A 22,008-nucleotide genomic window follows, 5' to 3' on the forward strand; every position below is an offset into this window, starting at 1 on the left:
CATTTTGTTACCTTTGCAAAAAATTATTGCATTGCAAGAAAACACAACATTTCCGGAATTTAACTTTGCCGAGGGCGAGTTACTGCTCATTAACAAACCCTATCAATGGACATCCTTTGATGTAGTTGGCAAAATCCGCAACTCCTTAAAACCTCAAAAATTAAAAGTAGGCCATGCTGGAACTTTAGATCCGCTAGCTACAGGCTTGCTAATCATTTGCACAGGGAAACTCACCAAACAAATTGATACTTTCCAGGCAGAAGAAAAAGAATACACTGGAACTTTGGTACTAGGAGCAACTACCCCTTCATACGATATGGAGACCGAAATAGACCAGACCTTCGACATCTCAAAAATCACCGAAGAGCAGATTTACCAAGCAACTAATCAATTCAAAGGGGATATTTCGCAATACCCACCGGCACACTCGGCGGTGAAAGTTAACGGCGAACGCCTGTATGTAAAAGCTCGTTTAGGCGAAGAGGTGGAACTGAAGAAACGCTTTGTTACCGTTAGTACCTTCGAAATTACAAGAATTGCCCTACCAGAAGTAGATTTTAGGGTAGTGTGCAGCAAAGGAACTTATATCCGCTCATTGGTGTCTGATTTTGGAAAAGCACTTGATAATGGCGCTTATCTCTCTAAATTAACACGTACCCGCAGCGGCAATTTTTTGTTAAGCAACGCATTTGAGCTCAAGGATTTGATTGCTTATCTTCGCAATAAGAAAGAACAAGCAAAAACCAATATTGACAATGACGCAAAAGCCTAGTCAGATAGACGGAAAACGTTTAGCCAGAGAAATTCTTTTTATGTGCATGGGAGTAGTTTCCGCATGCTTTGGCTTAAAAAGCTTTTTAATGCCCGAACATTTTATTGATGGTGGAGTAACCGGTATTTCCCTGCTAGTGAGCACCTTAACAGGATGGAATTTATCCTATCTTATTATCGTAATCAACATCCCATTTATCATTTTGGGCTATAAACAAATTGGTAGGGTATTTGCCCTTAAAACGTCAATTGCTATTGCGGCACTTTCTATTTGCTTGATCCTTATCCCTTTTCAACCTATTACCCATGAAAAAGTACTGATTGCATTTTTTGGTGGTTTCTTTTTGGGTGGTGGTATTGGATTAGCTATGCGTGGCGGTTGTGTAATTGATGGCACAGAGGTATTGGCCTTATACATCAGTAGAAAAAGTCAGTTGACGGTTGGTAATATTATTTTTATCCTTAACATCATTATTTTCCTTTTTGCTGCCTATTTTATCAATATCGATACCGCTTTGTACGCTATACTCACTTACTTATCGGCCACAAATACCATCGATTTTATTGTAAACAGATTAGAAGCTTATACTGGAGTAACCATCATTTCTGAAGAGAATGAGACCATCAAAGCTTTTATCATTAACGACATGAAACGAGGTGTAACAATCTATAAAGGAGAGGGCGGATATTTGGAGAAAAAAGATATCGATATTATTTATACAGTGGTAACCAAGCTAGAATTGAGCAAACTGCAGGACAAGGTAAACGATATTGACCCAAATGCGTTTATTGTACAACAACAAATAGCAGATTTGAAAGGTGGTGTGGTTAAACGCCAGGCTTTCCATTAATATAAAATGAAATCACATCAACACATAGCACATTTAATAGTAAAGAAATAGCGAATGGACAATGGAGGAACGTGAAAAGTTTAAGCTAATAGTAAAATTAGAAAGACGATGTTCCTATGTGGTAAACAATAAGTTCTATACATTTTGAAGATATACAACCAACTTTCGGAGTTTAAAAAATTAGATAATGCCGTGGTTACCATTGGTACCTTTGACGGTATACATTTTGGACACCAGAAAATCATCAAACGACTTTGCGAACTTGCTAAATCAGCGGGTGGAGAAAGCGTTTTACTTACATTTTTCCCGCATCCGCGGATGATCATTGATCCTGAAAATCAGGAGTTAAAAATGATTAACACCATTGATGAAAAAGCGCAGATTTTAGCCAGTCTTGGCGTGGATCACTTAATTATTACTCCCTTTACCCGAGATTTTTCGAATTTAGGTGCCGAGGAGTACATTAAAAAAATATTGGTAGATACCATTGGTACCAAAAAAATCATCATTGGCTACGACCACAGATTTGGTAAAGACAGATTGGGCAGCATTCAAACTTTAGTAGAAAACGCTGATAAATTTGGCTATAGCGTGGAAGAAATTCCAGAGCAGGATATTAATGATGTAGCCGTTAGCTCAACTAAAATCAGGAAAGCGTTATTAGATGGCGATGTGGCTTTAGCTAACGATTATTTGGGCTATGCCTTCTCTATTTACGGACCAGTAATTAAAGGCGATAAAATTGGAAGAACCATTGGTTTCCCAACGGCTAATATTTTTGTCGCTGAAACTTACAAGCTGATTCCTGGCGATGGCATTTATGCGGTTACTGTTGAGCTGGAACCTGAAGCAGAAAGTGCCAATACCGAAGTGAACGGAGAACTTTCAACTTTTACGCCACAACCATCGACGTTTAAAGGGATGGCTTACATTGGTCAGCGACCTACCATTAATGGCATGACCAGAAATATTGAAGTAAACATTTTTGATTTCAATAGGGAGATTTACGGCCAGAACATTAAGATGAATTTTTTGGCCTTTTTACGTCATGATGTTAAGTTTACAGGTTTAGAGGCACTTACTAAGCAATTACAACAAGATAAAGCCGACACCTTAGCTTTTTTTAACAATAAATAAAACCTAGGCCTGCTTTTTTACCTCTTTAAAGCCGTTAATTCGGCTTTTTTTCGTATTTTGTGGGCTATGAGGGCGATATTGTTCTTCTGTGGATGGCTAATCCTTTGTTGTACATCAATAGCTGCTAAGGAAATTAATTTTAGCAGCCCGGATGCGCCTACAACATTTATTGAAGCCTCAAAACCGATTTCAAAAAAGAAGAACCTATTTGAAACCAAGTTCAAACGCCATCAGCAAAAGGCTAGGTTATCGGTCATATCAAACATCGTCCCTAAGTTATTTTTTAACGCAAACTGCCTTGCTTCAATTAGCGTTTTAAGTATCCCCAAAACCTATAATCACACTGTTAACAGTATTTTTAAATTAGCCATCTTTAATCACATTTATCCTAAACATGCTTTTTGGTAATCGCTATTGTAAACACCATACAATAGAATCATTCATACACCAATTACATTTTTTAGCTAGATGACACACTTACCTGTACTTATTTCAGATTTAGGACTGATCCTTGCCGCCGGTGGCATTACCACCATTATCTTCAAAAAAATTAAGCAGCCTTTAGTTTTAGGCTACATCATTGCCGGACTTTTAGTAGGGCCACATTTCAAATTTATGCCTACCGTTTCCGATAGTGCAAACATTACCATTTGGGCCGAGATTGGGGTAATCTTCCTCCTTTTTAGCCTAGGCTTGGAATTCAGCTTTAAAAAACTGGTAAAAGTTGGCGGTTCCTCGTCTATTACTGCCTTAGTTGAAATTATAGGCATGTGTTTAATTGGCTACTTTGTTGGCCGTTTGATGGGCTGGAAAACCATGGACAGCATTTTCCTCGGTGCAGTTCTTTCGGTTTCATCCACCACTATCATCATCAGAGCCTTTGACGAACTAGGTGTAAAGCACAAAAAATTTGCGACATTGGTATTTGGGGCGCTTATTGTGGAAGATCTAGCAGCCATCCTAATCATGGTATTGCTAACCACCGTTGCAGTGAGTCAACAATTTGAAGGTGCAGAAATGATTGTTTCCATCTTGAAACTCAGCTTCTTTCTAATTCTTTGGTTTTTAGGAGGGATTTTCATCATTCCTTCTTTCTTAAAATTCACCAAAAAACTGATGAACGATGAAATGCTGTTGGTGGTATCACTTGCTTTGTGTTTAGTGATGGTAATTTTAGCGGTTAAAGTGGGTTTTTCTCCGGCCCTGGGTGCATTTATCATGGGTTCTATACTAGCTGAAACTACCCAGGCCGAAAAAATAGAGCATTTGACAAAATCAGTGAAGGATTTGTTTGGCGCTATATTCTTCGTGTCCGTTGGGATGCTTATTGATCCAAAAATTTTGTTAGCCTACTGGCAACCAATCCTCATTATTACAGGCGTAACCATTGTTGGTAAATTAATTACTACTGGCAGTGGGGCACTTTTATCTGGGCAACCACTTAAAACATCCGTACAAACGGGATTAAGCTTGACCCAAATTGGAGAGTTCTCTTTCATCATTGCTACACTTGGCTTAACGCTAAAAGCAACCAGCGACTTTCTTTATCCAATTACCGTAGCGGTATCGGCAGTTACTACATTTACTACACCGTATCTCATCAAATACTCAGAAAACTTCTATAACTTATTAAAAAAGATACTTCCCCAAAAGTGGTTAGATGCCATTAGCAGATATAGCAACAGTACTGAAGGTATTACCACACTTAGCGATTGGAAAATCCTGTTAAGATCGTATATCGTTAACACCATTACCCACTCGGTAATCATTATCGCTATTGTTGTACTCACCACCAAATACCTGCATCCTTTTATAACCAAAAATATTACCAACGGCACCAATGGCATTATCATTAGCGTTATTGTTTCGTTCCTGATTATGGCGCCATTTTTATGGGCATTATCTATCCGTCGTATCGAAAAAACAGCCTATTCGCACTTATGGTTAAATAAAAAATATACCCGTGGTCCACTTATCGCTATCGAGGTGTTTAGAATTGCGCTAGGCGTGTTTTTTGTAGGATTTTTAATGTACGGCTTTTTTGACACTTGGGTAGCGGCAGGCATTGCACTTGGGTTGATTGTTTTGGTAATGGTGATATTTTCACGCAAGCTGCAAAATTTTTACGAGCGCATGGAGAACCGATTTTTCTACAACCTTAATGCTAGGGAGGCGGCTAAGAAACAACCTGAAATTTTGCCTTGGGATACCCACTTATTGGAACTTACCGTAGCACCTGAATCAAAATTAGTGGGACAAACCTTAATTGATTTGGCAGTTCGCGAAAAATACGGCATCAACATTGCCATGATTGAACGTGGCAAAATCATGATCCCCACACCTAAAGCAAACGAACGACTTTATCCAAATGATAAAGTGTTGGTAATTGGCACTGATGATCAATTGGCTAGCGTGAAACCATTATTCGAAGGAGATCATTTAGACGCACAAGACGAAAACACATTTCCGAAACAGGATATGTCGCTGCAAAAAATTGTCATCAATAGCAAATCCCCCATTTTTGGGCAAACCATTCGCAACAGCGGAATACGTGAAAAAACTCAAGGTTTAGTAGTTGGTATTGAGCGTAATGGCCAACGAATTTTAAATCCCGATTCAAATTTAGTTTTCGAAAACGAGGATATTGTTTGGATTGTAGGAAACAACAAGCGCATTCCCGAATTGCTAAAATAAATGGAGAAAGCTATATTTACTTAGGTCAAACTATCAAACCTATGAAAAAAATAGATCAGGATAAAAGTGAGTTTTTGGATGAAATGCTTGATTACTGGCAATCTGAAAAACTACTTGATCATGCCGACATTCAAAATTTAAAAGGAAGCTACCAATCCAAAACGTTTGATTGGCGTCGATTAGCGCAATACTCTTTTTGGACTGCAATGGCCTGTGGCGTAATTGCTTTGAGCGCATTGTTGGTTGATAAATCCCTACTTAATTACCTGAAAAACCTTTACAATACGCCTAATATTGTAATTAGTTTAATTTCCGCCATTGCAGCAGCGACTTGTTATATATGGGGTTTTCGTAAGAAAAAACTGAAACCACAAAACGTTTTCAGCAACGAAGCCATCATTTTTTCGGGGGTAATGTTAACAGCAAATGCGGTGGCCTATTTGGGTAAAGCCATTGATAACGGCAGCAACCACTTCTCTATTTTAATTTTTATATCGGTATTGGTGTATTTAACACTAGCTTATTTCTTCAAATCTAGATTGATTTGGACTTTTGCGTTACTAGCGCTTGGCGCTTGTTTTGGTACCGAAACTGGCTACCTATCTAAATGGAACTGGTATTTTTTAGGTTTAAACTATCCACTTCGTTTTGTATTCTTTGGGCTGATAGTAACTATTGGCTCACTACTCCTCAACCGAAGCAAAAAGCTATCGTACTTTTTTGATGTATCCTATTTTGCTGGGCTGTTATATCTGTTCACTTCTTTGCTTTTATTATCAATTTTTGGCAACTATGGCAGTTTGGACGAATGGTACACCATCAATCAGCTCTCTTTGTTCTATTGGGCAATCATTTCAGCGTCATTTTGCGTACTAGCCATTATTATTGGGCTTAAAAAAAACGATGCCATGCTTAGAGAGTTCGGGATCATTTTCCTATTTATCAATTTGTACACCCGTTATTTCGAATATTTTTGGGACAGCTGGCATAAGGCCATCTTTTTCACGGTATTAGGTATCTCCTTTGTACTCATCGGCCGCAAGGCAGAAAAAATATGGAGTTTAGAATTCATGAAGAAATAATTGGTCGTGACCACTGCTAACTGCCAACTGTTAATTGCCAACTGATAACGCTTAACTAAAATCCTGACCTAAATCATAGCACTTACAACACTACACGCCCTATCTTCGTACCATAATCATTTGAAATGGCAGCCGCAGACATCAGTAACTTAGACGATATCCAATTATTAGTAAATACGTTTTACACCCGTATTCGGGAAAACGAACTTTTAGGGCCAATTTTTAATGAACGCATAGGAAACCGATGGCCTGAACATTTGGAAAAGATGTACCGCTTTTGGCAAACTGTGCTGCTAGAGGTGCACACCTATACGGGGAGCCCATTTCCGCCACATGCAAAACTGCCTGTAGAAGCACTTCATTTTGATACTTGGCTACAAATATGGAATAGCACCATAGACGAGTTTTTCGTTGGTGAAAAAGCTAGCGAAGCCAAATGGAGAGGCTACAAAATGGCAGAAATGTTCATGTATAAAATTGAATATTATCGCAACAACGACGCCAAGCCATTACTATAGTTCTTAATAATCGACACTAATAAATGAAAATCAAGACTGAACAGCGCTTGGCAATTATTTGCACTTTTGTATGGATTGGTTTTATTTGCGCCATCAGCTTTATGGAAGCTTGGCTCAAATTCAGAGCCCCGGGCGTTACCCTTCCCATTGGATTAGGCATTGGCAGATTGGTTTTTGCTGCCATGAATAAGGTAGAATGGGTACTTGCACTTGTAATTTTTATTAGCCAATTCCGCATAGCCCGTCGACTAAACTGGATTTACATTGGCATATTTTCTATACTCCTACTACAAACCATTTGGCTTCTCCCCGCTTTAGACGCAAGAGCTCAAATGTACATTGACAGCAAAGTGGTACCGAGTTCCTATCTACATTTCTACTATTTGATAGCCGAGGGCTTAAAGTTTATTGCATTATTTGTGTTTGGCATTAGGCTTTTTGAAGTTGTGGAACGAGATGAAACATCAACGACATCTACCCCAAGTAAATCAGCACTTGCTTAACAATCAAATAAAGCGCTAAGCAATACAAGAAAATTGAAATACACTTATTAATTAAGCGGCTGCTCAGCGCAAACTTCTCCTGAATGTATTGTGCAAAATGTGCGTAGCCGTACAAAGCCAACATTGATCCAAAACCAGAACCAAAGCTGAAAACCACCAGTGATAAATAATCGGTATTTACCCACTCATGCAAAATCACATAATTCCCAAAAAACAGCCAAAAAGGAATTTGAACAGGGTTTAGCACCCCTAAAATTACTCCGTATAAAACGCTGCCCTTTCTACTGTCAGTTGCTGTTTTAGGTTCAATACTTTTATTTCGGTTAATCCATGCTAAGGTGGCCATGGTAAGCAATAATACCACCATAAACACATCTACCAAAAAACTCAGCTGAAAAGCGCCAACTTTAATTTTATCGATATCGACATCACTCGAAACCCACCTAGCTAGGCGCATCATTCCAAATGTAAAAAACACTTCGATACAAGAAAATGCCAATATAAAGCCCCAAGCCTGGCGCATACCACGGTTAATAGTCAGTTGGGCAAGCGTTAAGTTGATATTGCCAGGTGGCACATAACCCATCGCATTGAGCAGTAGGCCAATTATAAATGTTAGTACTAGCATAGGTAGGTAGCTATTGCGCTGTTAATTTCTTCCATTGTTGGAGCGTTATTAATGTGAACTGCTGATATTTAAAATTGACGCTGGTTTAAAATAGCTAATCCATGTGAGCTTTTAAGAACTTGCCGGTATATGATGCTTCCACCGCCAGTAAATCTTCTGGTTTACCCTCAAATACAAGCTCGCCACCCTTATCGCCACCTTCTGGTCCAATATCAATTACCCAGTCCGCACACTTGATCATATCCATATTATGCTCAATCACAATTACGGTGCTGCCTTGCTCAATAAGCGTATTTAAAGCTTTTAATAATTTTTTGATATCATGAAAATGCAGACCAGTAGTTGGTTCATCAAAAATGAATACTGCCTTTTGGGCATTATTTCCCTTGATCAAAAACGAGGCTAACTTAATTCGTTGCGCCTCACCACCAGATAGGGTGTTTGACGACTGCCCCAAATGCACATAACCCAAACCTACATCAACCAAGGGCTGCAACTTAGCTAGCACCTTAGGCTCTTTCGCAAAAAATGCTACAGCTTGGTCTATGGTCATATCTAAAATATCAGATACGTTTTTATCCTGATAAGTGATATCCAAAACATTTTGCTTGAATCGTTTACCGCCGCAAGCTTCACAAGGCAAATAAATATCTGCCATAAATTGCATTTCTATTTTAACTTCGCCCTCACCCTGACAAACGTCGCATCTTCCACCCTCCACGTTAAAAGAAAATGCCGCAGGCTTTAGACCAGTTGCCTTAGCAGCAGCTTGCGAAGCATATAAAGTACGGATATCGTCCCATGCTTTTACGTAAGTTACCGGATTGGAACGAGAAGATCTTCCAATAGGATTTTGATCAACCATTTCCACTTGGTGAACTAAATCGATATTACCGAAAATACCATCGTAAGAACCCGTTTGCTCGCCCGCATAATTTCCAATTGCCTTTTGTAGGGCTGGATATAAAATCCGTTTTACTAAACTGGTTTTACCCGAACCAGACACGCCTGTAACGCAAGTAAATATGCCTAATGGGAACTTTACATCTATATTTTTAAGGTTGTTTTCTCTAGCGCCTTTAATCAAAACATGATCTTTCCAAGCTCTTCGCTTTTTAGGAATCTCAATGCGCTCTTCGCCTGCTAAGTAACGTCCGGTAAGCGATTTTTTATCTTTAATGATTTGATTATAGGTACCCGTAAATACCAAATTGCCTCCCAAGGTGCCTGCTTCCGGACCGATATCGATTAAATGATCCGCTGCTTTCATCATTTCCTCTTCGTGTTCAACCACCAAAACGGTATTGCCTACGTTCCTTAAAGACTCCAGCACCCCAATTAATCGATGCGTATCACGAGGGTGTAAACCAATACTCGGCTCATCTAAAACATATACCGAACCTACCAAACTACTACCCAAAGAAGTTGCCAAATTAATACGCTGGCTTTCTCCGCCCGATAAAGTATTGGACAAACGATTTAAAGTTAGATAGCCCAAACCTACGTTGTTGAGGTATAAAATGCGGCTGCTGATTTCTGAAAGCAAACGCTTGGCAATTTTTTGTTCATTTGCTGTAAGTGCCAGGCTATCAAAAAATGGCAATATAGCCGATAGCGGCATAAGCACTAATTCTATAATGGATTTACCTCCCACCTTCACGTAGGAAGCATCTTTACGTAATCGGCTTCCGCGACAATCAGGGCAGGTAGTTTTACCACGATATCGAGACAGCATTACACGGTATTGAATTTTGTAGGTTTGCTCTTCCAATTCCTTGAAAAAATCATCCAAACCTCTAAAATATTTATTGCCCGTCCACAATAACCTTTGTTGTGCTTCGGTTAAATCACTGTAAGGCCTATGAATTGGAAAATCAAATTTATCGGCAGCTTTGATGAAAGCTTTAAGCCAATCTCCCATCTTTTCACCCCGCCAAGGCGCAATGGCACTATCATAAATGCTTTTACTTTTATCTGGAATCACCAAATCTTCGTCAATACCAATTACATTACCGTAACCTTCACAACGCTTACAAGCACCATACGGATTATTGAAACTGAAAAAGTTAGGCGTAGGCTCTTCAAACTTTAAACCATCAAGCTCAAACCTGTCACAAAAAAAATGACGCTCTCCATTATGTTCAACGTAGCAATTGCCTTTGCCCTCAAAAAATGCAGTTTGTGCAGAGTCGGCAATACGGCTTAGCGTTTCATCATCCTTCGCAATAACAACCCTATCTATCAAAATAAAAACCTGATCATCGGCACTTAAAGTAACGTCGCTTACAGTTTCATCCTCTAGTATATTTTCAATTTTTTGGATACTATCTTTATAATACACCCTTAAAAAGCCCTTTTGTAGCAATACGGCAAGCTCTTCTTTAATAGTTCTGTTATTTTGTGGATGCAAGGGACTGAAAATAGTTACTACCTCATCTTCTGCCAATCCAGCAACAAAATCTACCACGGTACTCACGGTATCTTTTTTTACCTCACTGCCCGATATTGGGGAATAAGTTCTACCAATTCTGGAATACAATAATTTAAGGTAATCGTAAATTTCGGTAGATGTACCTACGGTAGACCGAGGATTTGAGGTAATTACTTTCTGTTCTATGGCAATAGCAGGTGCAATTCCTTTGATGTAATCTACATCGGGTTTGTTCATACGCCCCATAAACTGACGGGCATAGGCAGATAAGCTTTCCACATACCTCCGTTGCCCCTCAGCATAAAGCGTATCAAAAGCTAATGACGACTTGCCCGAACCAGACATGCCCGTAATAACCACAAACTTGTTTTTTGGAATGGCTACATCAACATTTTTTAAGTTGTGTACCCTTGCTCCTTTAATGATAATATGTTGATGAGGATCTTTTTCTAATTCCTTGCTCATAGCTAATTTTGATAGGCTACAGTGTAATTTACAAAGATAGTTATAAAAGTCGGAGCTGCGAAGGGGGTTAAATACGGATATGCTTCCGTGCAAAACTTGTTGAAGTATAAAGCCTAAATACGATGCATCAGCGCAACATCAAATATCTACCTAAGTATAATTGGTATAAATTTTGACAAGTTATTGATTTTAGAGCAATGTGGATGGAGGAAACAGAATGAGGATTTTTTAAAATTTCAGAGGCAAATCTTTTACACTTAATTTCGATTTTTTTGAAAAATTAACAATTTAATTCTTTGAATATCACAAAAAAATGTTTCTTTTGAAACTGTAACTAGAAAACAGAACATTTATTTCAAACTAAAAATTAAAAGGAGAACTGCTATAGATTAAAAATTTACGTGTTTATTATTTAATAAAGATGGGTTTAATCAAACACACTCCTATGAGGTTACAACAGGTTAGTGATCAGGATTTGGTGAAGTTATACATCGGTGGCGACGAAAGCGTTATCGAGGAACTTCTTCGTAGGCACAAATCCAAAATCTTCACATCAATTTATTTATTGGTTAAAGATCAATATCTGGCAGAGGATATTTTTCAGGATGCTTTTATCAAAGTAATTAACACCCTACGCTCTGGAAGATACAACGAAGAAGGGAAGTTTTTACCTTGGGTAATGCGTATTGCGCATAACTTGGTTATCGATTACTTTAGGAAAGAAAAACGCACTCCTACCATTACCAGCGCCGATGGCACAGATGTGCTGAACCTCATCCAGATACACGAAGAAAGCGCAGAGGAACGTATATTACGAGAACAGACACATGCTGATTTAAGGAAGATGATCCATTTCCTGCCAGATGAGCAAAAAGAGGTGCTTATTATGCGACACTATGCTGATTTAAGCTTTAAAGAAATAGCTGAACTTACGGATGTGAGCATCAACACAGCTCTTGGACGAATGCGTTATGCATTAAGTAATTTGCGCAAGATGATGAACATTAAAGAAAATGTGAAAGAGATTAGTGTAGGCAGAAATTAAGCAACATAAATGTTACACTTCGTTTGTCATCACATAATATTCGCTTAGTCATACTTAGACAGGGTTTTGCATGAAAGTAGATTCGCCTTTTTAAAAATTTTTAATTTTATACTAAAAAAGATAAAATAAAGGGATTAGCGTTGCGTTTAAAATTGAAACAAAAATATAAACGCGTATGACACAAACCTCTACTCCAATTCACCCAAAAAAATCATCTAAAAAAGAAGCTGCTGAACAGCTACTTGAACCTGAGGAAAATTTTTACAAAGCCTTGAAACCTAAACTTGATGAGCTTTATAAAGAACCTTCCGAAGAAACGATAACAAAGATTTTAGCCTACGCTAAAAAGCGTTAGCAAAAGTCCTGGCAAAATGCCGGGACTTTTTTTTGAACAAGCCTGTGACAATTTCAGAAAATAAAAAAGCCTACCTTTGCTTAGTGTAAAATAAACACTAAGTATGTTAATTAACAAAAAACTAATTCCCCTTACTTTTGGCGGCCTTGGCATCGGCATTACAGAATTTGTAATGATGGGCCTACTGCCAGATATTGCTAAAGATCTTTCTATCACCATTCCCGAAGCAGGGCACCTCATTTCAGCCTATGCTTTAGGCGTAGTTATAGGAGCTCCAACACTTGCCATTGTAGCTGCAAAACATCCTCCCAAAAAAATCCTGCTTGCGCTGATGTTACTGTTCACCTTATTTAACGCCATATCAGCATTTGCTCCAAGTTACATCACCCTATTTATTGCTCGTTTCTTTTCTGGCTTGCCACATGGCGCATTTTTCGGTGTGGGCTCAGTAGTTGCCAGTCGCATTGCACCAGAAGGAAAACAAGCACAAGCGGTTTCTTTGATGTTTGCCGGGTTAACCATTGCTAATTTGTTTGGTGTGCCACTTGGTACATATATCGGTCATAACTTCTCCTGGAGATATTCTTTTGCACTTGTAGCAATAGTTGGCATGATCACCTTGCTAAGCTTGAAGTATTGGCTGCCACAATTGCCTGCTGTAAAAGATAGGAACCTTAAAACCGAGCTCAGTTTTTTCGCCAAAAGCGAAGCTTGGATCATCATTTTAATGATTTCTATTGGTACTGGAGGTTTATTTTGCTGGATAAGTTACATCAATCCTTTAATGACAGATGTGGCGGGTTTTGCGGAAAGCAGTGTTACGTACATCCTTATGCTGGCCGGTTTAGGAATGCTGGTAGGCAACTTTGTTGGCGGTTACTTGGCAGATAAATTTTCGCCAGCTAAAGCATGTGTTGCCCTTTTATTGGCTATGAGTGTTATTCTGCTCATCGTTTTCTTCGTATCGGCAAATCCAATTTTGGCATTAATTACCACCTTTTTAACTGGCGGCATTGCGTTTGCTTCGGCAGCGCCTATACAAATGCTAATGATTAGAACCGCTAAAGATTCCGAGATGATCGCAGCTTCTGCAAGTCAGGCAAGTTTCAATATAGGAAATGCCTTAGGTGCGTTTTTTGGAGGATTGCCTTTAGTATACCACTTAAGCTACAACTACCCTTCCCTAGTGGGTGCTGCTATGGCATTTACCGGATCATTATTTGCGCTATGGCTCATTAGGAGGTTTTCTAATATTAAGCAACAAGAAAAGGCAAACGAACTCGGATAATCAGCTTTTTAAACAACAACTGCTACATCGCTAAAAATTAACAGCAAAAAAAACGTCCCGATAGTAAACCGGGACGCTTAGATTTTATAAAAGTAAACGCTACTGACCTTCTTTTTTATCAGGAACAAAATTCATAGACACCGAGTTTACGCAATGGCGGGTATTTTTAGCGGTTAAAAATTCGCCTACAAAAACGTGTCCCAAATGTGCTTCGCAATTAGCGCACACAATTTCAGTACGCTGTCCGTCGGCATCAGGAATACGTTTTACAGCGCCTTTAATTTCATCATCAAACGCAGGCCAGCCGCAATGCGCATCAAATTTAGTTTCTGAGCGGTATAAAGGCGCATTACATCTTTTACAAACGTAGGTACCTTTCTCAAAAAACTTATCATATTTGCCGGTGCCAGGATATTCTGTTCCCTTGCCTACAATTACTCGCTCTTCTTCCTTAGTTAATTTATTCCATTCCATTTTTCGTGTGGTTTTTGACGGTGTTTGTACTGTCTGTTTAGTTTCTTCTTTTTGCTCTTCGCTACGCTGAGCACAGGCGGTGAAGCTCAGGCTAATTACCATTACGGCAATTAGCGAAGTAAGGTTGATCATCGACTTCATCTTTTACCTATTATTTGTTAATCATTATTATGCTTAAACAAATATAACAACTAAACGTTTGGCATTTTAATGCACAAGTAAGCACAAAGTAAACTTTTTGCACTGGCTTTAGCTGGTTAAATGCTTTTAATTAATAGCCAATAAATAACAAATACAGTATAAGAAGGAAAAAATGCCCAGAAATAAAAAAGCGTCCCAACTTTACATCGGGACGCTTTTCAAAATATATTTTGTCGAGACTATTTTTTCAACAAGGCAGCCATAGCAGCACCAATTTCTGCTGGGCTTTCTACTACCGTGATGCCGCACTCACGCATAATTTTCATTTTTGCAGCAGCAGTATCATCAGCACCGCCTACAATAGCACCAGCATGGCCCATCCTACGTCCCGGAGGCGCAGTTTGACCAGCAATAAAACCTACTACCGGTTTAGTACCGTGTGCTGCAATCCAACGGGCAGCTTCAGCTTCCATACCACCACCAATTTCACCAATCATGATGATACCTTCAGTTTCTGGATCGTTCATTAACAATTCAACAGCTTCTTTAGTTGGCGTACCAATAATTGGATCACCACCAATACCAATCGCTGTAGTAATACCTAAACCTGCTTTAACTACTTGGTCTACCGCTTCGTAAGTTAACGTACCTGATTTAGAAACTACACCAACGTTACCTTTTTTGAAAATGAAGCCTGGCATGATACCAATTTTAGCCTCATCAGCAGTAATAATACCCGGACAGTTAGGGCCAATTAAGCGGCTATCTTTATCTGAAAGGTAAGATTTAACAGCAATCATGTCTTTAGTAGGGATACCTTCAGTGATACAAACAATCACTTTAATTCCAGCATCAGCAGCTTCCATAATGGCGTCAGCAGCAAAGGGAGGAGGTACAAAAATAATAGATACATCGGCACCAGCCTTATCAACCGCATCTTTAACAGTGTTAAAAACAGGTCGGCCTAAATGCTCTTGACCGCCTTTGCCAGGAGTTACCCCGCCAACAACGTTTGTACCGTAAGCTATCATTTGCTCAGCGTGGTAAGTACCTTCGTTGCCGGTAAAACCCTGAACAATTACTTTTGAATCTTTATTTACTAAAACACTCATTGTATCTATTTTTTTGTGCAAACTTAAGTTAATTGCAACGTATTGTCAACTGCAAAAGCATATTATTTCAACTGTTTGTTTTTTATCGCATCAGCTTGTATCAAAAATGCCATGGGCGTATCACAACTCTTACATCCATCTCGCTATCAACTGGTTTAAACTTTATGAGAAAAGCAAAAGCACTACAATAAACCAAAAGCAGTCCTGCCTTCTGCTTAACCCAATAGCCTTAATGCAATTGCTGGCTTTTACTGTAATACTGGCTATTGGGTAACGCTGCCAGTCAGGTTTATTTTACAAAAACTCATGCTATACACCAGCTTTTACAAACCTCTTCCCCGCTTTTTATAGGTTTGTCAAAGCTGAACGCAGGTTTGAGAATCAGGAATTTACATTTTTGGGGTCTCAATGCGCTTCTAGCTATTTTGTGGAAATACCTTTGCGCTCTTGGTAAAAACTTATTTCCCTTTGCGCTAAAAAATAACCGCAAAGACAAGGAGATCGCAAAGCGGTGTAAAAGGATGCCTAATCATCAAAATACCTTTGCGCCCTTTGCAAAACTTAATTCCCTTTGCGTTAAAAAATAACCGCAAAGATAAGGAGAACGCAAAGTCATGTAAGAAACCCTAATCATCAAAATGCCTTTGCGCTCTTGATAAAAACTTAATTCCCTTTGCGCTAAAAAATAACCGCAAAGATAAGGAGAACGCAAAGCCATTTAAGAAACCCCATTTATCAAAATACCTTTGCGCTCTTGGTAAAACTTATTTCCCTTTGCGCTAAAAAATAACCGCAAAGATAAGGAGAACGCAAAGCCGTGTAAGAAACCCCATTTATCAAAATACCTTTGCGCTCTTGGTAAAACTCATTTCCCTTTGCGCTAAAAAATAACCGCAAAGATAAGGAGAACGCAAAGCAGTGTAAAAGGATGCCTAATCATCAAAATGCCTTTGCGCTCTCGGTAAAAACTCAATTCCTTCTGCTTTATATCAAAGCTTATTCAAATGTTAAATCCTTATTGCAAGTACGTGATATTGCTTCTAAGGCATTACTTATAAATAAATTTTGAGGGAAAATAAATTTACCGATATTTACCAAGTAGGCTCTGATGAGCAAACTGAACCAAAACCAGCATCAAATGATAGATACACTGTTAAGCTACGATTTTGCATGGAAATCTTACGCTACAGGGCAAACGTTAGCTACAGATAAAACACATATCTTTCGCATCTCTGTAGACCATCATTTTCCAAAAGTAAAGCGTGCGGTAGAGGAGGTACTCTCCGATCGTGAACTTGAAAAAGCTGGAAGAATGTTTATCCAAAAAGACAAGGAGCGCTACATCGTCAGTAAGTTTTGTTTAAGAACCATTTTAGGCCTTTGCCTAGAAGTTCCTCCAAACGAAGTTAACTTTATATTTCACGAGCATAAAAAACCAACCGCAAACGGCATTGAATTTAACATTAGCCATACCGGCGATTACGTGTTAATTGCCGTAAGCCCAACACCGGTGGGCATCGATATTGAACATTTAAATAGAGATTTCGATTTCAAATCCATACTGGACATCACGTTCTCCAAAAAGGAGATAGACTATATTGGCGATAAAGACATCGATCCTACAAATTTTTATGTGATGTGGACGCGTAAAGAAGCCTTACTAAAAGCTAGCGGTGAGGGCGTAAGCGATAATCTTCACTTAATCGAATGCCTTGATGAGCACTTGGAATATCATAAAAAAGTGTTCAAAATGCGCACTTTTATGATTGAGGAAAACTATGTGGCAAGTATTGCAACCACACTCGAACAAAAAGAACTACTTTTTTGGAATTGGATTTAGCTTTGGTTGTTTAGTTGACGGGTTGTTTGGTTGTCTGGATATGATTAAATTTGAATCATCATTGTGTTTGCTTTTGGCTTGCCTTAAATTTCCTCAGCATTTTCAATGGCGATGGCACTTGTTGCTTTCTGGTATTTCTCTTCATCAAAAGCTTTTTCACTTTTAGCAATAACAATAGCGGCTATTCCATTTCCTATCATATTGGTAATGGCCCTAGCCTCGCTCATAAACCTATCTACGCCTAACAATATGGCAATATGTTCTACAGGCATAATTTTAAGTGCCGTTAAAGTACTGGCCAACACAATAAACCCGCTTCCAGTTACACCAGCCGCACCTTTACTAGTTACCATTAAAACAAGCATGATTGAAACCTGCTCGCCAATGCTTAAATCAATCCCAAATACCTGCGTTAAAAAAATCACGGCCATGGCCAAATAAATTGAAGTGCCATCTAAATTAAACGAATAACCTGTAGGAATTACCAAACCAACTACTGATTTATCGCAACCGATATCCTCCATTTTTTTCATCATGCTTGGCAAAACCGATTCGGAAGAGGAGGTACCCAAAACAATTAAAATTTCCTGGCGGATGTATTTAAGGTATTTCCACAAACTAAACTTGTAATACCTACAAATAGCATTGAGCACTACAAAAATGAAAAGAAAGCAAGTAAGGTAAACTGCACCCATTAACTTGGCCATTGGCAGCAACGTATGAAGTCCAAATTTGCCTACGCTGAAGGCCATACCACCAAAAGCACCCAGCGGCGCCAAACGCATAATTACCTTCATCATATTAAAAAGCACCTTGGCAATTTTATCGAAAGTAACCAACAAGGACTCCCCTGTTTTACCCATTTTACTTAAGCCATAGCCAAACAAAATAGCGAATACTAAAATTTGCAAAATTTCGCCCTTGGCAAAGGCATCAAATATATTTTTAGGAAAAATATGTGCTATAAATTCCAACCAATTAATAGTTCCTGCCTGCTTGGCGTAGGCATCTATTTTCGAAACATCGCCCTCAGGCACACTAACGCCAACGCCCGGCTTAATTACATTGGCTACGAATAAACCAATTACAATGGCCACCGTAGTAACCAATTCAAAATAAAGTAAGGCCTTACCGCCTACAACGCCTACCTTTTTCATATCGCCCATGTGGGCTATACCTAACACTATGGTGAAGAAAATTATAGGCGCTATCAACATGCTAATCAGGTTGATGAAACTTTTGCTAATCAGCTCAGCATGCGGCGCAAACCCCGGAAATTTTACGCCTACCAAAATCCCTAGTGCAATAGCAAAAAGTACCTGAAAAGTTAAGTTCGATAATAATTTCTTCATGTTTTGGTTTAAATTGAAGAGGGAAATATATAAACTATTTCACGAAGCGCCCAACACTATATCGCGATAGGTAAAAAAAGATTAGTTTTGGTTAAAAAAACACAAGCTTGTTTTGTTTCGTATATTTGTTAAAAAAATCGAAAATGAGCAGATTAAGATTTCTTCCGGCTATTTTAATTGGTATTGCAATAATTTGCTTTGCTTGTGAAAAAGTGCCCGTAGATAGCAAAATTTTCGTGGAGCGCTACCTCACAGGAACAGCGTCTACCAAATGGCCTATACAGTCATACGTTAAACTTCAACTTAAAGGTAAAGACACCTTAGTTAAAGACACCATTGATTTGGCCATTGACAGCGCTATTTTCAACATCAATTCGAAATACATTAGAGGAACAGATACGGTGAACTTCGCTATTGATCAAGCTGGCGAAAACATTACTTTTTCTACCAAGCCAGATAGCACTTGGCATATTGAATACTTAAGAACCTCTACTTTTAAATTGGTGCATCAGCGTAATGAAACCGTAAATGGTGTAACTACCAACTATAAAATTGAGCAGATTTTCAGGAAGTAGAACCCGCTATTTCGCAATCCCTACCGAAGAGAACTGCAAATCGTAAAGTTTTTTGTAGTATCCGTCCAATTTTAGCAGTTGCTGATGAGTGCCCTTTTCTTTGATTTCACCTTTATCCAATACAATAATTACATCAGCTTTTTGAATGGTTGATAAACGGTGTGCAATTACAATAGAGGTACGCCCCTGCATTAACTTGTCGATGGCATGTTGAATAAGCAATTCCGTTTCGGTGTCTACGGAGGAAGTAGCTTCGTCCAATACCAAAACCGCAGGCTGATAAACTAAGGCCCTGATGAATGAAATCAGCTGAGCCTGACCGGCGGAAAGCGTTGCGCCACGTTCCATAACATTATAGTGGTAACCGCCGGGCAAACGTTCTATAAATTCATGTGCGCCAACCTGCTTAGCGGCATCCACTACTTCTTCAAAGCTGATATCCGGATTATTTAGCGTAATGTTGTTGTAAATGGTGTCCGAAAAAAGGAAAACATCTTGTAATACCGTGGCAATTTGCTGGCGCAGAAAATTCAAATCATAATCTTTAATAGCTACACCATCCACGCTGATACTGCCTTTCTGAATTTCGTAAAAACGATTGAGGATATTGATGGTGGTAGATTTTCCAGCGCCAGTAGCGCCAACCAATGCTATTGTTTGTCCAGATTTTACTTCGAATGAAATGTCCTTCAATACATACTTCGGATCCGTTTCATTATCCTGATCATAGCTGAACCAAACGTTTTCAAAGGAAATATCTCCCCTAACTTTTGCAGGTTTAAAAGTTCCGTTGTTAGCGGTAATTTCTTGCGTATCTAGCACCTTGAAAACACGTTCGGCACCAACCATACCCATTTGCAAGGTATTGAATTTATCGGCCAACTCTCTAATTGGTCTAAACAACATGTTAATGAACATGATGAAAGAGGTGATAATGCCAGGTTCAATTTTTGGATTTTCAAGTACTGATTTCGCACCATACCAAATCAGCAAGCCTAACGACATCGCAGATATCAATTCAACTACTGGGAAGAAAATGGAATAGTACCAATTTGAACGGATATTGGCATCGCGATAGCGCAAATTAATGTTTTTAAATTTTTTATATTCTTGGTTTTCCCTTGCGAAATATTGGATAATAGATATTCCGCTAATGTGTTCCTGTAGAAAAGTATTTAAATTGGACACTTCTGCCCTAACTTCCTGAAAAGCAACCTTAATGGCTTTTTGAAAAACACGGGTAGCCATAATTAGCAGTGGCATTGGTAAAAGCACAATCAACGTGAGCTTCCAATCTAAATAAAACATGATTCCCATGATGACGATCACCTGCAACAAATCGCCAATCATGGCAATTAATCCTTCAGAGAAGATATCTGCAATGGTTTCCAAATCAGAAACAGTACGGGTAATCAACTGACCGATAGGTGTTTTATCGAAAAACTTTAACCGCAACTTGGTGATATGATTAAATACATTGATCCTTAGATCTTTAATAGCCGACTGCCCAAGTTTATTGGTGAGTAAAGTATGTGCATATTGGAAAACCGTTTGCAAAACGAGTAATGCCAACATCAAAATTGTCATGTTAAGCAGGCCATTGTAATTCCCTTTTAAAATATGCTGGTCAAGCGTGTAGCCCACCAATAATGGCCTTGCTGGAGCTACTGCAGCCAACAACAGTGTAAGTGCTACCGACCATAAAAAAACGGCACGATAAGGCCTAACGTAAGCCATTACCCTTTTCAACAAACTGAAATTAAATGCGTCGCCAGTTACAGCCATCTATTTAAATTTTAAATGAGTAAATTTTGAATGATTGAATTATTGCTAATGCCCTATTTTTAATTTTAAATGAGTAAATTTTTAAATGATTAAATATTGCCGAGTTCATCAACATTTAATCATTCAGTCATTCAATCATTTAATTTTTTAATCACTTTCAACATACGGATATACCACCGAAGTCAGAAATAGTCCGCAGGCAGGCACCGATTGCCCCGCATTGCTTCTATTTTTACTTGCTATGATATCCGTTAAGTGTTCCGCTTCAATCACGCCCTCTCCAACCATCACCAAAGTACCCATGATAGCTCGTACCATGTTACGCAAAAACCGATCGGCCTTGATGGTAAAAACCAAGCCATCAGCCTGTTGTTCAACTTTAGCATAGCTGATGTTACAGTTGTTCGTAAATGTTTGCGTATTGGATTTGCTGAAACAGGAAAAATCCTTTTGACCTAACAGCAGCTCGGCGGCTTTGTTCATTTGCTCAACATTCAGCTTACCTTTGTACAACCACGATCGGTTAACTTTAAAAGGATTTTTGCGAAAATGCAGATAATAATGATAAGCTCTTGCAGTGGCGTCAAAACGGGCATGTGCAACTGCAGCTACCTCAAATATCCTGTGAACCGCAATGCTGTAAGGCAATAAGGCATTAACTCCGGTTGTAGCGTTAAGCAGTTGTCGTTCATTCACACCAACCAAGTCAATATGGGCAAAAAATTGCGTAGCATGTACGCCTGTATCTGTACGGCCACAGCCCAAGGAGGCTACCTGCTGCCTGAAATAAGTACTCAAAGCTTTGTCCAAGCACTCCTGTACCGACACCGCATTTGGCTGAATTTGCCAACCGTGATAGTTAGTGCCGTCGTAGCTTAATTCTACAAAGTATCTTTTCGTTTCCAATAGGTGCAAAAATAAAGTTTTAGCCTATAAGTTTTCAGTATACAGCTATATAACT

The 22,008-nt window shown here is 38.9% G+C and carries 19 protein-coding genes; 12 read left to right on the plus strand and 7 right to left on the minus strand.

Annotation, left to right across the window (positions count from 1 at the left end; translation table 11 throughout):
* Positions 1-31: 31 nt before the first annotated feature.
* The 7 genes from truB to DUT68_RS06205 all read left to right on the plus strand — a co-directional run bounded on the left by truB (position 32) and on the right by DUT68_RS06205 (position 7,556).
* Positions 32-772, plus strand: a complete 741-nt coding sequence (truB, locus tag DUT68_RS06170) for a tRNA pseudouridine(55) synthase TruB (RefSeq protein WP_113637046.1) — start codon at positions 32-34, stop codon at positions 770-772.
* A complete protein-coding gene (locus tag DUT68_RS06175; protein ID WP_113636708.1) occupies positions 756-1,622 on the plus strand; it encodes a YitT family protein in 867 nt (288 codons plus the stop codon). Before truB ends, DUT68_RS06175 begins: the two co-directional genes overlap by 17 nt.
* A 144-nt stretch (positions 1,623-1,766) precedes the next feature.
* Positions 1,767-2,759, plus strand: a complete 993-nt coding sequence (locus tag DUT68_RS06180) for a bifunctional riboflavin kinase/FAD synthetase (RefSeq protein ID WP_113636709.1) — start codon at positions 1,767-1,769, stop codon at positions 2,757-2,759.
* A gap of 468 nt (positions 2,760-3,227) precedes the next feature.
* Entirely contained in the window at positions 3,228-5,453 is a 2,226-nt protein-coding gene (locus DUT68_RS06190) for a cation:proton antiporter (protein WP_113636712.1), read from the plus strand.
* A 41-nt stretch (positions 5,454-5,494) separates the two neighbouring features.
* A complete protein-coding gene (locus DUT68_RS06195) occupies positions 5,495-6,535 on the plus strand; it encodes a DUF2157 domain-containing protein (protein ID WP_113636714.1) in 1,041 nt (346 codons plus the stop codon).
* A gap of 125 nt (positions 6,536-6,660) precedes the next feature.
* Positions 6,661-7,053 (plus strand): group III truncated hemoglobin, encoded by a 393-nt coding sequence (locus tag DUT68_RS06200; protein ID WP_113636716.1) that lies wholly within the window; start codon positions 6,661-6,663, stop codon positions 7,051-7,053.
* A 23-nt stretch (positions 7,054-7,076) separates the two neighbouring features.
* Positions 7,077-7,556, plus strand: a complete 480-nt coding sequence (locus tag DUT68_RS06205; protein WP_113636717.1) for a hypothetical protein — start codon at positions 7,077-7,079, stop codon at positions 7,554-7,556.
* Here the strand turns inward: DUT68_RS06205 and DUT68_RS06210 are convergent.
* Positions 7,528-8,184: a LysE family transporter gene (locus DUT68_RS06210; protein WP_113636719.1), complete on the minus strand. Its 657-nt coding sequence runs from the start codon at positions 8,182-8,184 to the stop codon at positions 7,528-7,530. The genes DUT68_RS06205 and DUT68_RS06210 overlap by 29 nt on opposite strands.
* A gap of 94 nt (positions 8,185-8,278) precedes the next feature.
* Positions 8,279-11,080 (minus strand): excinuclease ABC subunit UvrA, encoded by a 2,802-nt coding sequence (gene uvrA, locus DUT68_RS06215; protein WP_113636721.1) that lies wholly within the window; start codon positions 11,078-11,080, stop codon positions 8,279-8,281.
* 445 nt (positions 11,081-11,525) lie between these two features.
* Between uvrA and DUT68_RS06220 the strand changes: the two genes are divergently transcribed.
* The 3 genes from DUT68_RS06220 (at position 11,526) to DUT68_RS06230 (ending at position 13,768) form a co-directional block, all read left to right on the plus strand.
* Positions 11,526-12,125 (plus strand): RNA polymerase sigma factor, encoded by a 600-nt coding sequence (locus DUT68_RS06220; RefSeq protein WP_113637048.1) that lies wholly within the window; start codon positions 11,526-11,528, stop codon positions 12,123-12,125.
* Positions 12,126-12,300: 175 nt separating this feature from the next.
* Complete coding sequence (locus tag DUT68_RS06225) at positions 12,301-12,480, plus strand: hypothetical protein (protein WP_113636722.1); 180 nt, start codon at positions 12,301-12,303, stop codon at positions 12,478-12,480.
* Between the two features lie 103 nt (positions 12,481-12,583).
* Positions 12,584-13,768, plus strand: a complete 1,185-nt coding sequence (locus DUT68_RS06230) for an MFS transporter (RefSeq protein WP_237088272.1) — start codon at positions 12,584-12,586, stop codon at positions 13,766-13,768.
* 99 nt (positions 13,769-13,867) lie between these two features.
* On the opposite strand, the gene DUT68_RS06235 is transcribed toward DUT68_RS06230, so the two are convergent.
* Complete coding sequence (locus tag DUT68_RS06235; protein WP_113636724.1) at positions 13,868-14,383, minus strand: methionine-R-sulfoxide reductase; 516 nt, start codon at positions 14,381-14,383, stop codon at positions 13,868-13,870.
* Between the two features lie 239 nt (positions 14,384-14,622).
* Positions 14,623-15,495, minus strand: coding sequence for a succinate--CoA ligase subunit alpha (gene sucD / locus DUT68_RS06240; protein ID WP_113636726.1), 873 nt, complete (start codon positions 15,493-15,495; stop codon positions 14,623-14,625).
* A gap of 1,108 nt (positions 15,496-16,603) precedes the next feature.
* On the opposite strand from sucD, the gene DUT68_RS06250 reads away from it, so the two are divergent.
* Positions 16,604-17,335: a 4'-phosphopantetheinyl transferase family protein gene (locus tag DUT68_RS06250; RefSeq protein ID WP_113636730.1), complete on the plus strand. Its 732-nt coding sequence runs from the start codon at positions 16,604-16,606 to the stop codon at positions 17,333-17,335.
* Positions 17,336-17,418: 83 nt separating this feature from the next.
* Here DUT68_RS06250 and dctA read toward each other — a convergent pair whose 3' ends face one another.
* A complete protein-coding gene (dctA, locus tag DUT68_RS06255; protein WP_113636732.1) occupies positions 17,419-18,687 on the minus strand; it encodes a C4-dicarboxylate transporter DctA in 1,269 nt (422 codons plus the stop codon).
* 143 nt (positions 18,688-18,830) lie between these two features.
* On the opposite strand from dctA, the gene DUT68_RS06260 reads away from it, so the two are divergent.
* Positions 18,831-19,262: a hypothetical protein gene (locus tag DUT68_RS06260; RefSeq protein ID WP_113636734.1), complete on the plus strand. Its 432-nt coding sequence runs from the start codon at positions 18,831-18,833 to the stop codon at positions 19,260-19,262.
* A gap of 6 nt (positions 19,263-19,268) precedes the next feature.
* Here DUT68_RS06260 and DUT68_RS06265 read toward each other — a convergent pair whose 3' ends face one another.
* Positions 19,269-21,047: an ABC transporter ATP-binding protein gene (locus DUT68_RS06265; protein ID WP_113636736.1), complete on the minus strand. Its 1,779-nt coding sequence runs from the start codon at positions 21,045-21,047 to the stop codon at positions 19,269-19,271.
* A 147-nt stretch (positions 21,048-21,194) separates the two neighbouring features.
* Positions 21,195-21,953 carry a tRNA pseudouridine(38-40) synthase TruA gene (gene truA / locus DUT68_RS06270; RefSeq protein WP_113636737.1) on the minus strand — a complete coding sequence of 253 codons (759 nt, stop codon included), beginning with the start codon at positions 21,951-21,953 and terminating at the stop codon, positions 21,195-21,197.
* Positions 21,954-22,008 lie beyond the last annotated feature (55 nt).

The organism is Pedobacter zeaxanthinifaciens, assembly GCF_003313335.1.
Lineage (GTDB): Bacteria > Bacteroidota > Bacteroidia > Sphingobacteriales > Sphingobacteriaceae > Pedobacter > Pedobacter zeaxanthinifaciens.

Bases quoted from the DNA above. Each gene is read 5' to 3' on its own strand.
- DUT68_RS06175 (WP_113636708.1), top strand. From the start codon at position 756: ATGACGCAAAAGCCTAGTCAGATAGACGGAAAACGTTTAGCCAGAGAA.
- DUT68_RS06190 (WP_113636712.1), top strand. From the start codon at position 3,228: ATGACACACTTACCTGTACTTATTTCAGATTTAGGACTGATCCTTGCC.
- DUT68_RS06195 (WP_113636714.1), top strand. From the start codon at position 5,495: ATGAAAAAAATAGATCAGGATAAAAGTGAGTTTTTGGATGAAATGCTT.
- DUT68_RS06200 (WP_113636716.1), top strand. From the start codon at position 6,661: ATGGCAGCCGCAGACATCAGTAACTTAGACGATATCCAATTATTAGTA.
- DUT68_RS06205 (WP_113636717.1), top strand. From the start codon at position 7,077: ATGAAAATCAAGACTGAACAGCGCTTGGCAATTATTTGCACTTTTGTA.
- DUT68_RS06210 (WP_113636719.1), bottom strand. From the start codon at position 8,184: ATGCTAGTACTAACATTTATAATTGGCCTACTGCTCAATGCGATGGGT.
- uvrA (WP_113636721.1), bottom strand. From the start codon at position 11,080: ATGAGCAAGGAATTAGAAAAAGATCCTCATCAACATATTATCATTAAA.
- DUT68_RS06220 (WP_113637048.1), top strand. From the start codon at position 11,526: ATGAGGTTACAACAGGTTAGTGATCAGGATTTGGTGAAGTTATACATC.
- DUT68_RS06225 (WP_113636722.1), top strand. From the start codon at position 12,301: ATGACACAAACCTCTACTCCAATTCACCCAAAAAAATCATCTAAAAAA.
- DUT68_RS06230 (WP_237088272.1), top strand. From the start codon at position 12,584: ATGTTAATTAACAAAAAACTAATTCCCCTTACTTTTGGCGGCCTTGGC.
- DUT68_RS06235 (WP_113636724.1), bottom strand. From the start codon at position 14,383: ATGAAGTCGATGATCAACCTTACTTCGCTAATTGCCGTAATGGTAATT.
- sucD (WP_113636726.1), bottom strand. From the start codon at position 15,495: ATGAGTGTTTTAGTAAATAAAGATTCAAAAGTAATTGTTCAGGGTTTT.
- DUT68_RS06250 (WP_113636730.1), top strand. From the start codon at position 16,604: ATGAGCAAACTGAACCAAAACCAGCATCAAATGATAGATACACTGTTA.
- dctA (WP_113636732.1), bottom strand. From the start codon at position 18,687: ATGAAGAAATTATTATCGAACTTAACTTTTCAGGTACTTTTTGCTATT.
- DUT68_RS06260 (WP_113636734.1), top strand. From the start codon at position 18,831: ATGAGCAGATTAAGATTTCTTCCGGCTATTTTAATTGGTATTGCAATA.
- DUT68_RS06265 (WP_113636736.1), bottom strand. From the start codon at position 21,047: ATGGCTGTAACTGGCGACGCATTTAATTTCAGTTTGTTGAAAAGGGTA.